The sequence below is a fragment of the Streptomyces sp. NPDC001843 genome (assembly GCF_042891955.1).
Taxonomy (GTDB): domain Bacteria; phylum Actinomycetota; class Actinomycetes; order Streptomycetales; family Streptomycetaceae; genus Streptomyces.
In genome coordinates this window covers 334,832-346,770 of record NZ_JBIATQ010000006.1, presented here as the reverse complement: position 1 = coordinate 346,770, position 11,939 = coordinate 334,832, and the positions used below count along the sequence as shown (strand labels likewise).

The 11,939-nt window shown below is 69.5% G+C and carries 9 protein-coding genes; 2 read left to right on the top strand and 7 right to left on the bottom strand.

The genetic code is table 11. The features are described 5' to 3' along the window. Window positions 1–377: 377 nt before the first annotated feature. Entirely contained in the window at window positions 378–1,640 is a 1,263-nt protein-coding gene (gene hisS, locus ACFYZQ_RS18150) for a histidine--tRNA ligase (protein ID WP_389148180.1), read from the bottom strand. Window positions 1,641–1,651: 11 nt separating this feature from the next. Then, window positions 1,652–2,365 carry an MBL fold metallo-hydrolase gene (locus tag ACFYZQ_RS18145; RefSeq protein WP_389148177.1) on the bottom strand — a complete coding sequence of 238 codons (714 nt, stop codon included), beginning with the start codon at window positions 2,363–2,365 and terminating at the stop codon, window positions 1,652–1,654. Between the two features lie 166 nt (window positions 2,366–2,531). On the opposite strand from ACFYZQ_RS18145, the gene ACFYZQ_RS18140 reads away from it, so the two are divergent. Further along, the gene (locus tag ACFYZQ_RS18140; protein WP_389148174.1) at window positions 2,532–3,356 is read left to right on the top strand and encodes a peptidylprolyl isomerase; all 825 of its coding nucleotides are present in this window, start codon (window positions 2,532–2,534) and stop codon (window positions 3,354–3,356) included. A gap of 145 nt (window positions 3,357–3,501) precedes the next feature. Further along, window positions 3,502–4,731 (top strand): DUF349 domain-containing protein, encoded by a 1,230-nt coding sequence (locus ACFYZQ_RS18135; RefSeq protein WP_388794400.1) that lies wholly within the window; start codon window positions 3,502–3,504, stop codon window positions 4,729–4,731. A gap of 96 nt (window positions 4,732–4,827) precedes the next feature. Here ACFYZQ_RS18135 and ACFYZQ_RS18130 read toward each other — a convergent pair whose 3' ends face one another. The 5 genes from ACFYZQ_RS18130 to yajC form a co-directional block, all read right to left on the bottom strand. Further along, complete coding sequence (locus tag ACFYZQ_RS18130) at window positions 4,828–7,359, bottom strand: RelA/SpoT family protein (RefSeq protein ID WP_389148171.1); 2,532 nt, start codon at window positions 7,357–7,359, stop codon at window positions 4,828–4,830. Window positions 7,360–7,796: 437 nt separating this feature from the next. Next, a complete protein-coding gene (locus ACFYZQ_RS18125; RefSeq protein ID WP_388794406.1) occupies window positions 7,797–8,336 on the bottom strand; it encodes an adenine phosphoribosyltransferase in 540 nt (179 codons plus the stop codon). Further along, entirely contained in the window at window positions 8,333–9,442 is a 1,110-nt protein-coding gene (gene secF, locus ACFYZQ_RS18120; RefSeq protein WP_389148168.1) for a protein translocase subunit SecF, read from the bottom strand. Before secF ends, ACFYZQ_RS18125 begins: the two co-directional genes overlap by 4 nt. A gap of 3 nt (window positions 9,443–9,445) precedes the next feature. Continuing rightward, window positions 9,446–11,233 carry a protein translocase subunit SecD gene (gene secD, locus ACFYZQ_RS18115; protein WP_389148165.1) on the bottom strand — a complete coding sequence of 596 codons (1,788 nt, stop codon included), beginning with the start codon at window positions 11,231–11,233 and terminating at the stop codon, window positions 9,446–9,448. A gap of 143 nt (window positions 11,234–11,376) precedes the next feature. Next, on the bottom strand, window positions 11,377–11,907 hold the full coding sequence (gene yajC, locus ACFYZQ_RS18110) for a preprotein translocase subunit YajC (RefSeq protein WP_389148162.1): 531 nt from the start codon (window positions 11,905–11,907) through the stop codon (window positions 11,377–11,379). Window positions 11,908–11,939 lie beyond the last annotated feature (32 nt).

Here is an 11,939-nt window from a genome sequence, read left to right as displayed (position 1 = left end):
CCTCCCCCGGGCGCGATCAGAGGGCGCGGCGCAGCCCCCGGGCGGCCCTGAGGGGCGTGATCTCCAAGGGAGGTCAAGGTCAGGAGACGCAGCCCCGAGGCGAGCTGAGGGGGCCGCAGCCCCAAGGCCAGGGAGCGCTGCCCCCTCGCAGGGTCACAAGCCGCGCCCCGCGCGGACACAGCGAACGCAACCCCGAGCGAAACCAAGACGCACACCCAAGGCCAGGCCAAAGGCCGCACCCCCCGCGCAGAGCCGTAAGCCGCGGCCCCGCGGGGTCAACGGTCGCGGCCGTGCGCGGGGTTGAAGGGGCGGAGCCCCTGGGACGGGAAGGGTAGGGGCGGCGGGGGCGAGGAAACCGGGCCTCGCCCCCACGCGCATCAGCCCAGCCGCGATTCCAGTTCGGCAACGATCTCGCCCACGCGGACAGCCGTCTGCTCGCCGGTCTCCATGTCCTTGAGCTGGACGACACCGTCGGCGAGGTCGCGTTCACCGGCGACGATCGTGTACCGGGCCCCGCTGCGGTTGGCGTTCTTCATGGCGCCCTTCAGCCCCTTGGCGCCGTACGAGAAGTCCGCCGCGATGCCCACCTTGCGCAGCTCGGTGACCTTCGCGAACAGGACGCGCCGGGCCTCCTCCCCGAGCGGCACCGCGAAGACGCTGGTCGACGCGGGAAGGTCGAGCTCGACGCCCTCCGCCTCGAGGGCCAGCACCGTGCGGTCGACGCCGAGGGCCCAGCCCACCGAGGGCAGCGCGGGTCCGCCGATCATCTCGGACAGCCCGTCGTACCGGCCGCCACCGCCCACCGCGGACTGGGAGCCCAGACCGTCGTGCACGAACTCGAAGGTCGTGCGCGTGTAGTAGTCCAGGCCGCGCACCAGCTTCGGGTCGTCCTCGAAGGCCACCCCCGCCGCGCTGATCAGGTCACGGACCTCCTCGTGGTACGCCTTGCAGGCGTCGCACAGGTAGTCCCGCAGCAGCGGCGCGTCGCCGAGCTGCTTCTGGACCGACTCCCGCTTGTCGTCCAGCACCCGCAGCGGGTTGATCTCCGCCCGCCGCAGCGTGTCCTCGTCCAGGTCCAGCCCCCGCAGGAAGTCCTGCAGCGCGGCCCGGTACACCGGTCGGCACTCCTTGTCGCCCAGCGAGTTCAGCAGGATACGGAAGTTCCGCAGTCCCAGCGAGCGGTAAGCCTGGTCGGCCAGGATGATCAGCTCGGCGTCCAGCGCCGGGTCCTCGGCCCCGATGGCCTCCGCGCCCACCTGCGAGAAGTGCCTGTAACGGCCCTTCTGCGGACGCTCGTAGCGGTAGTACGAGCCGGAGTACCACAGCTTGACCGGCAGGTTGCCCGACTTGTGCAGGTTGGCCTCCAGGGCGGCCCGCAGCACGGATGCCGTGCCCTCCGGGCGCAGGGCCAGCCGGTCGCCGCCCTTGGTCTCGAAGGCGTACATCTCCTTGGTCACGATGTCGGTCGACTCACCGACACCGCGCGCGAAGAGCTCGACGTTCTCGAAGCCGGGCGTCTCGATGTAGCCGTAGCCGGAGTTGCGCAGCGGCGCGGCGATGGCCTCGCGTACCGCCAGGAACTTCGCGGAGTCCGGCGGGATCAGGTCGTACGTGCCCTTGGGGGCCTTGAAGGTGCTCACGGGAAGTCTCGTCACATTCCTCGTCGGGGAGCGGAGGGTCCGTCCGCTCCCGGGCCGGCGGCCACCTGCCGCAGATAGGGGTTGGTGGCGCGCTCCTGGCCGATGGTCGTCTGGGGGCCGTGGCCGGACAGCACCACGGTCGAGTCGTCGAGCGGCAGGCACACGCGGGCCAGCGAGTCGAGCATCTCGGCCATGTCACCGCCGGGCAGGTCGGTGCGTCCGATGGAGCCGGCGAACAGCAGATCCCCGGAGAAGAAGACCGACGGGATGTCGGTCGTCTCGGGCATCCGGAACGTCACCGACCCCTTGGTATGGCCGGGCGCGTGCGCCACGGAGAACTCGATACCCGCCAGTTCCAGCCGCGCGCCGTCGGTGAGCTCCTTGACGTCGTCCGGCTCCCCCACCGTGAGCTCACCCATCAGCGGCATTCCGATGGAACGGCCGAGCGCCTTCTCGGGATCGCTCATCATGTAACGGTCCTCGGGGTGGATCCAGGCCGGCACGTCGTGCGCGCCGCACACCGGGACGACCGAGGCCACATGATCGATGTGGCCGTGGGTGAGGACGACGGCGACGGGCTTGAGCCGATGCTTCTTCAGTGCTTCCTCGACTCCGTCGGCGGCCTGGTGGCCCGGGTCGATGATCACGCACTCCTCACCGGCGGCGGGGGCGACGAGATAACAGTTCGTCCCCCAGGCCCCGGCGGGGAACCCGGCAATGAGCACGATCGTCCTTCGTTGTGTCGATTACGGGCGGCCAAAGCTGCTGTCAGAGCCTACCGGCGCTGCCGTTTCCTCAGCGAACCCATATACGGTACGGGGCTACACGCGGCTGTCGACTCAGGACGCACGCGTACCAGTCGGCACACGACACGCATGAGGAGAGAACCCGGTGGTCAGCCAGGAGCAGCGGCGGCGTCAGCTCGCCCGGGAGAAGTTCTTGCGGCAGCAGCAGCGGCGCACCAGCGCGCGGCGCAAGGCACGTATGCGCAACTCCGTGATCGCGTCGGTGCTCGGCGTGGTCGTCATCGGAAGTGTCGCGCTGTACACGACCGGGGTGCTGAAGAACGACGACGACGACAAGGCGAGCGCCAATACCGCGGCCACGCCCAGCGCCTCGGCCCCCAGCAAGGCTCCGGACCCTTGCGCGAAGCCCGCCAAGGGTTCCGTGGAGAAGCTGAGCTGGAAGAAGGAGCCGGCGATGACCATCGACACGTCGGCGAAGTACACGATGAACCTGGCGACGACGTGCGGTGACATCGGCATCGCGCTGAAGACGTCGGCGGCACCGCACACCGTGAACTCGTTCGCCTTCCTCGCGGGCAAGGGCTTCTTCGACCACACCAAGTGCCACCGGCTCACCACCAACGGCATCTACGTGCTGCAGTGCGGCGACCCGACGGGCACCGGAAGCGGCGGTCCTGGGTACACGATCCCTGACGAGAACCTCAAGGACAAAAGCCTGAAGGGCAACGTCTACCCGGCGGGCACGGTGGCGATGGCGAACACGGGCCAGAAGCACACCGGCGGCAGCCAGTTCTTCCTGGTCTACCAGGACAGTCAGCTTCCGCCCAGCTACACACCGTTCGGAACCATCGACGCGGCGGGCATGAAGGTGCTGAAGAAGATCGCCGCCGCGGGCGAGAGCACGGGCCAGGGCGACGGCGCTCCGAACGCGACGGTCGTGATCAACAAGGCGACGGTCACGAAATCCTGACGGTCGAGGCGGCCGGTAGCGGAATTTCGGTCGCGCTGGATGCGGACAGGCAACCCGCTGGTCGCCTATGTTGGCCGTGACGAAACTGTGGACGATGCCCGGGGGAGCTACAGGCCCCCCGCAGGCATCATGTGGAGGAGGCGCTGTGAGCAGCGACCCGTGGGGCCGCGTCGACGAGACGGGGACCGTGTACGTGCGTACGGCCGACGGCGAGCAGGTCGTCGGTTCCTGGGCGGCCGGCTCCCCTGAGGAGGCGCTTGCCTACTTCGAGCGCAAGTACGAGGGCCTGGTTGTCGAGATCGGCCTCCTCGAGAAGCGAGTGCAGACCACCGACCTGTCGGCGAAGGACGCGCAGACCGCCATCGACCACCTCAGGGAGCAGGTCGACGCACACCACGCGGTCGGCGACCTCGACGCGCTGCGGGCTCGGCTCGACAAGCTCGTGCAGACCGTCGAGGCCCGCCGTGAGGAGCGCAAGCAGCAGCGGGCCAAGCAGTCCGACGAGGCCCGCAAGGCCAAGGAGGACCTGGTCGCCGAGGCCGAGCAGCTGGCGCAGTCCGACCAGTGGCGGGCGGCCGGTGAGCGGCTGCGTGCCCTGGTGGACACCTGGAAGGGTCTGCCCCGCCTGGACCGCAAGTCGGACGACGAGCTGTGGCACCGCTTCTCGCACGCCCGCTCGGCGTTCTCCAAGCGGCGCAAGGCGCACTTCGCGCAGCTGGACGCGCAGCGCGAGGAGGCGCGCAAGACCAAGGAGAAGCTGGTCGCCGAGGCCGAGGCGCTGTCCGGTTCGACGGACTGGGGGCCCACTGCGGCCCGCTACCGCGAGCTGATGGCGGACTGGAAGGCCGCGGGCCGCGCGCAACGTGAGCACGAGGACGACCTGTGGAACCGCTTCCGCGGCGCCCAGGACGTGTTCTTCGCCGCCCGCAGCTCGGTGTTCGCCGAGCGGGACGCGGAGCAGGCGGAGAACCTGAAGCTGAAGGAGGAGCTGGCCGAGGAGGCCGAGAAGCTCCTGCCGATCACGGACCTGAAGGGCGCCCGTGCCGCCTTCCGCTCGATCAACGAGCGCTGGGAGGCCATCGGTCATGTGCCGCGCGACGCCCGTCCGAAGGTCGAGGGCCGGATGCACACCGTCGACCGGGCGATCCAGGAGGCCGAGGAGGCCGAGTGGCGCCGGACGAACCCGGAGGCACGCGCGCGTGCCGAGGGCCTGACCGGTCAGCTGCAGGCCGCCGTGGACAAGCTGAAGGGCCAGATCGAGCAGGCTCGCGCCCAGGGCAACACCGCCAGGGCGGACAAGCTCGAGAGGGAGCTGGAGGGCCGTCAGGCGCTGCTGGACCAGGCCCTGAAGGGCCTGCAGGAGTTCGGCGGCTGAACACCCGAAGCCTCAGTGTGTGAGGGCCCCGTACGGCGACGTACGGGGCCCTCTCGCCTTTGCCCGGTGCGTGCCCGGTGCGACCGCTACGGTCTTCTACGACCGGCTGCGCGCCGAGGTCACGCGGTACACGTCGTACACGCCCTCCACACCTCGCACCGCCTTCAGGACGTGCCCGAGGTGCTTGGGGTCGCCCATCTCGAAGGTGAAGCGGGAGGTGGCCACCCGGTCGCGGGAGGTCTGGACGGCCGCGGAGAGGATGTTGACGTGCTGGTCGGACAGGACGCGGGTGACGTCCGACAGCAGACGGGAGCGGTCCAGGGCCTCGACCTGGATGGCGACCAGGAAGACCGAGGACTGGGTGGGCGCCCACTCGACGTCAAGGATGCGCTCCGGCTCGCGGGACAGTGACTCCACGTTGACGCAGTCGCTGCGATGAACCGATACGCCGCTACCCCGTGTGACGAAACCGATGATCGGATCGCCGGGCACGGGCGTGCAGCAGCGGGCGAGCTTGACCCACACGTCCTCGACGCCCTTGACCACGACGCCCGGGTCGGCGCTGGAGCGCCGCTTGCGGCCGCGCCCACGGGACGGCGGTACCGCCTCGTCGATCTCCTCGGTGGCCGCCTCCTCGCCGCCGAGCGCCTGAACGAGCTTCTGCACGACGTTCTGCGCGGAGACGTGGCCCTCGCCGATCGCCGCGTACAGCGCGGAGATGTCCGGGTAGCGCATCTCGTGCGCGAGGGTGACCAGTGAGTCGCCGGTGAGGATGCGCTGGATCGGCAGGTTCTGCTTGCGCATGGCGCGGACGATGGCGTCCTTGCCCTGCTCGATCGCCTCGTCGCGCCGCTCCTTGGAGAACCACGCCCGGATCTTGTTGCGGGCGCGCGGCGACTTGACGAAGCCCAGCCAGTCACGGGACGGGCCCGCGCCGGGCGCCTTGGAGGTGAAGACCTCGACCAGGTCGCCGTTGTCCAGGGTGGATTCCAGCGGCACGAGGCGGCCGTTGACCCGCGCCCCTATGGTGCGGTGACCGACCTCGGTGTGGACCGCGTACGCGAAGTCCACCGGGGTGGCACCGGCCGGGAGCGCGATGACGTCACCCTTGGGGGTGAAGACGAAGACCTCGTTGCGGGACAGGTCGAAGCGCAGCGACTCCAGGAACTCGCCGGGGTCCTCGGTCTCCTTCTGCCAGTCCAGGAGCTGCCGCAGCCACGCCATGTCGTTGATGGCGTCCTTGTCCTTGGCGGACGTCTTCGGCGCGTCGGTCCGGATCTTGGAGGCGCCGGCGACGGCCTCCTGCTTGTACTTCCAGTGCGCGGCGATGCCGTACTCGGCGCGGCGGTGCATGTCGAAGGTGCGGATCTGCAGTTCGACCGGCTTGCCGTTGGGCCCGATGACCGTCGTGTGCAGCGACTGGTACATGTTGAACTTGGGCATCGCGATGTAGTCCTTGAACCGGCCGGGGACCGGGTTCCATCGCGCGTGCACGGTGCCGAGGGCGGCGTAGCAGTCGCGGACCGTGTCGACGAGGACGCGGATACCCACCAGGTCGTAGATCTCCGCGAAGTCACGGCCGCGGACGATCATCTTCTGGTAGACGCTGTAGTAGTGCTTCGGGCGGCCGGTGACCGTGGCCTTGATACGGGCGGCGCGCAGGTCGGCCTGCACCTCGTCGGTCACTATGGCCAGGTACTCGTCGCGCTTGGGCGCACGCTCGGCGACCAGCCGCACGATCTCGTCGTACATCTTGGGGTAGAGGATCGCGAACGCGAGGTCCTCCAGTTCCCACTTGATGGTGTTCATGCCGAGCCGGTGGGCGAGCGGCGCGTATATCTCGAGCGTCTCGCGCGCCTTCTTCTCCTGCTTCTCGCGCTTGAGGTAGCGCATGGTGCGCATGTTGTGCAGGCGGTCGGCGAGCTTGATGACCAGGACCCGGGGGTCCTTGGCCATGGCGACGACCATCTTGCGCACCGTCTCGGCCTGCGCGGCCTCGCCGAACTTGACCTTGTCCAGCTTGGTGACGCCGTCCACCAGCAGGGCGACGGTGTCGCCGAAGTCGCGGCGCAGCTGGTCGAGGCCGTACTCGGTGTCCTCGACGGTGTCGTGCAGCAGTCCGGCCATGAGGGTGGCCGGATCCATGCCCAGCTCGGCGAGGATGGTGGTGACCGCGAGCGGGTGCGTGATGTACGGGTCGCCGCTCTTGCGCTTCTGGCCGCGGTGCCAGCGCTCGGCCACCTGGTAGGCGCGTTCGATCTGGCGCAGCGTGGCGTTCTCGATCTTGGGGTCGTTGCTGCGGACTATGCGCAGCAGCGGCTCCAGGACCGGGTTGTACGGATTGGCGCGCTGGACACCCAGACGGGCGAGGCGGGCCCGGACGCGGTTGGAGGAGCCGGAACGCGCGGGCTGCCCTGCGGACGGGCGGGCCGCCGGGGGCTGCTCGGGCGCCGGGGACGGTTTGGGGCGCACGGCCTCCGGCGACTTCTCGACGGGCGCGGACTGGGCGTGCTCGACCGGCCCGCGGCTGTCGTTCTTCGCGTGGGGCGCGTTCGGCGCGGGCTTCGCCGCGGGCCCCGAGGCGGACTCGGGCTTGGCGGCGGTCAGTGGCTGGGCCTCGTCTGGCAAGAGGGCTCCTCGTGCGCGATCCGGGTCCCCCGGTCAGGCTCCGGAGACCCCATGGTAGCGATCCTGGGCCCCGGCATCGCCTCCAGCCGGACGCGAGGATCGCGTACTGGGGGAACACGGGCCGCTGCCGCGGGATTCCGCGAGGGAGGCAGCCGGGCTTCACAGGGGTGTCCCACGGGTTGCCGCCCGCTGGGACACGGCCGTCACAGCCCTTCAGCCGCGAGCCGCCGACTCCCCCGCGGGCAACGCGGATGCGGGCAACGCGGATGCGCACAGCACCTGGCCGCAAGGCGCCGACGGTGCGAACGTCCCACGAGAACGCCCGCACCCGCCCACGAGCCCGCACGGGCGGTGCGGGTGGGAAACCCAACCGGCCGAAGGCGCAGCCGAGGCCGCCCCGTACACACCGGGACGGCCTCGGCGAACCAGCGACAACTTCAGACCCGCAGCAGCGCCTCCAGCGGAGCGCCCCGCAGAGCGGCCTCCAGACGCGGACGGCCCTCGAGGAAGCACAGCTCCATCAGCACGGCGACGCCGGCGACCTCGGCCCCTGCCCGGTGGATGAGCTGGATGGCCGCCTCGGCGGTACCTCCCGTGGCGAGGACATCGTCCACGATGAGGATGCGGTCACCGGAGACTAGGTCCTCCGCGTGCACCTCGATCTCCGCCGATCCGTACTCCAGCTCGTACGCCTGGCGCAGCGTCGCCCCGGGCAGCTTGCCCGCCTTCCGTACGGGGATGAAGCCGAGCCCCGCCCGGACGGCCACCGGGGCGCCCAGGATGAAGCCGCGGGCCTCCAGTCCGACGATCTTCGTGGCACCGGTGCGCTCGGCGATCTCCGCCAGCGCGTCGGTGAGGGCGGTGAACGCCGCCGGATCCGCCAGCAGCGGGGTGATGTCCTTGAACATCACGCCCTGCTCCGGATAGTCCTCGACGTCCCGGATACGGCTGAGCAGCAGTTCCTTGATGTCGGTCATCGGCGCTTCCCCGAGGGTCGGCCACGGCCCCGGTTACGGGACGCGGGCTGGTTGCGCGGTCCCACGACGGCCGCGGCGGAGTCGTCCGGTTCGTCGGAGGCGACGGGCCGGTTCTCGGCGAGTTCCTCGCCGGCGGCGGCCTGGGCCCGCTTGGCCAGGACGCGCTTCCTGAGGGCCTTCATCTGCGGCTCGCGCTCCTTGAGGTCGGCGACGAGCGGCGTGGCGATGAAGATCGACGAGTACGCACCGGCCGCGAGGCCGACGAACAGCGACAGCGAGATGTCGTTGAGCGTGCCGGCGCCGAGGAAGCCGCCGCCGATGAACAGCAGGCCGGCCACCGGCAGCAGCGCGACCACCGTGGTGTTGATGGAACGGACCAGGGTGCCGTTGATCGACTGGTTGGCGATGTCGCTGTAGGTGAAGCGGGTCTGCTTGGTGATGTCCTTCGTCTGCTCCTTGAGGCTGTCGAAGACGACGACCGTGTCGTAGAGCGAGTAACCGAGGATCGTCAGCAGACCGATGACCGTACCGGGCGTGACCTCGAAGCCGACGAGGGCGTAGATGCCGGTCGTGATGGTGATGTCGTGGATCAGTGCGACCAGGGCCGCGATCGCCATGCGCCACTCGAAGGCGATCGCCAGGTAGATCACGACCAGGACCATGAAGATCCCCAGGCCTTCCCAGGCCTTGTTGGCGATCTGCTCACCCCAGCTCGGACCGACCAGGTCGGCGGCGAGTTTGTTCGGGTCGAGGCCCAGGTCCTTGGCCAGCGTCTGCTTGATCTGGTCGGACTTGTCGGTGTCGATACCGGCGATCTGGATGCGCAGGCTGCCGTTGCCGAGCTTCTGCACGACCGCCTCGTGGCCGGCCGCGTCCTGCGCGTACTCCTCCGCCTTGGCCACCGAGGTGCTCATGTGGGTCGGCGTGGTGAAGACCGCTCCGCCCTTGAACTCGATGCCCATGTTCAGGCCGCGCACCGCCAGGCCGAGGATGGCCGTGATGGTGATCAGGATCGAGACGCCGTACCAGATCTTGCGCTTGCCGACGAAGTCGTAGCTGATCTCGCCGCGGTGCAGTCGCGCGCCGAGGTTGCCGAGTTTCGACATCGCTCACGCCTCCTTCGGGTCGACGGAGCCGGCGGCAGGACCGGCGGGACGGCGGGTGCGGCGCAGCGGCGGCTTGGCACCCAGGCTCTTCGGGTCGAGGCCGGACCACTTGTGGCCGTTCGCGAAGAACTTGCGGCGGGCGAGCAGTGTCATCAGCGGCTTGGTGAAGAAGAAGACGACGACCACGTCGAGCACGGTGGTCAGGCCGAGCGTGAACGCGAAGCCCTGGACCTTGCCGACGGTCACGATGAACAGCACCGCGGCGGCGAGGAACGACACGAAGTCGGAGACCAGGACCGTGCGCCGGGCGCGCGGCCAGGCCCGCTCGACGGCGGGACGCAGGGTGCGGCCCTCGCGGATCTCGTCCCGGATGCGTTCGAAGTACACGATGAACGAGTCCGCGGTGATGCCGATGGCGACGATGGCACCGCAGACGGCCGGCAGGTTCAGCGCGAAGTTGATGGCCGGGCCGAGCAACGACATGATCACGTAGGTCAGGGCCGCGGAGACCAGCAGGGAGGCCATGGCCACGAGCGACAGGCCGCGGTAGTAGATCACCAGGTAGATCACGACCAGCGCGAGGCCGATGGCGCCCGCGAGCAGACCGGCGTGCAGCTGCTCACCGCCGAGCGCGGCGGTCACCGTGGTGACGGTGTCCTCCTTGAAGGAGAGCGGCAGGGCACCGTACGACAGCATGTTCGCGAGGCTCTGCGCCTCCTGCTGGGTGAAGCTGCCGGAGATCTCCGCCTGGCCACCGGTGATGGCCTGGTCCACGTTGGGGCTGGAGACGACATCGCCGTCGAGGACGATGGCGAACTCCTTCTGCACACCCTGGTTCTTGGCGAGCTGGCCGGTGATGTTCGCGAACTTCTTCGACCCGCTGCCGGTGAAGGTCATCTGGACCTGCCAGCCGACGGTGTTCTGGGTTCCGAAGACCGCCTGGGCCTTCTTCACGTCGGTGCCGTCCACGGCGGCCGGGCCGAGCAGGTACTTGTACCAGACCTTCCTGATCTGACCGCAGGCCACGGTCGACTCACCGGGCTTCGCGCTCGTGCCGGCCTTGGCCCGGTCGGCGGCCTTGGTGCAGTCCAGCGCGGTGTACTGGGCCTGGAGCTTGGCGGCCGTCTTGTCGGCGGCGCTGCTCGGCGCGCTCGACGAGGAGGAGGGGCTCGGGGAGGCCGAGGACTTCGCGGAGGCCGAGGACGACGGCGTGGCGTCGGCCTTCAGGCCGTCGGTGACCGCGCGGCCCTGAGAGGTGGCGGTGGCGGTCGGGGAGGCCGAGGAGGGCGAGGACGCCTTCTCCTTGGCAGAGGCGCTGCTCGACGGGCTCGGTGAGCCGCTGCCGCTGGAGGACGCGCTCGGCGACGGGCTCGGCGAGGCGGCGGCGCCGCTGGGCTCGCTGGTGAGGACCGGGCGGAAGTACAGCTTGGCAGTGGTACCGACCTGCTGCTGTGCCTCCTTGGAGTTGGTGCCCTTGGGGATGTTGACGATGATGTGGTCCTTCCCCTGGGTCTGCACCTCCGCCTCGGAGACGCCCAGGCCGTTGACACGGCGGTTCATGATGTCGACCGCGGTGTTCATGTTGGCCTGGTTGATCGCGGACCCCTGGTCGGCCTTCGCCTTGAGCGTGATGCTCGTACCACCGGCGAGGTCGATGCCCAGACGCGGAGTGGTGTTTCCGGAGGCGAACATTCCCCCGGTGAGCGCCGCGATGGCGATCAGGATGAGGGCCAGTGAGCGCCCTGGCTTGCTCTGGGCACTCGCGCTCCGGCCCCTCTTAGGTGCTGCCACCTTCTCGTACTCCCTCTCGGGCCGCCCCGCGCCCGGTCGGGGCGCGGTCGGCCATGACATGGTGTCGGGATCCCGTGCGGGAAACAGACGCGCCCGGGGTGCGCCGGGCGCGAACCTATCGCGCCGCGCTCCCCGGGGCGTGACTACTTCGCGTCGGACTCGCCGTCGGTCTTCTTCGGCTCTTCGTCCGCCTTCGCCTCGGCGTCCCGGGCTTCCTCGGCGCGGGCCTCGGCGGCCTGGGCCTCGTCGGCCTTCTTCTCGGACGCGTCCTTCTTACCGAGGTCGACGGACTTGTCGTCGGAGGCGGCGGCAGCGTCGGCGGCGGCGTCGGTCTCGGTGAGGGAGGAGGCGTCGTCCGGAACGAGGTCGGCGTCGGACTTCAGGTCGTGCTCGATGCCGTGGACGATGCGGTTGTACTCGTCGTCGGTGAGGACGGCGCCGATCGCGTTCTTGGCGAAGAGGAGGTCGACACCAGGGGCGGCGTCGAGGAGGACCGTGTCCTCGTTGACCTCCTTGACCGTCGCGTACATCCCCCCGATCGTGCGGACACCGGAGCCGGGCTGCATCTCGTTCCGCATGTTGGCGGCCTGCTGCTGCTTCTTCTTGGCCGAGCGCGTCATCAGGAACATGGCCGCGATGAGCACGATGAACGGGAGAAGGGTCAAGGTATTCACGGGACGGGATTTCCTTCGCGCGACCGCGATGG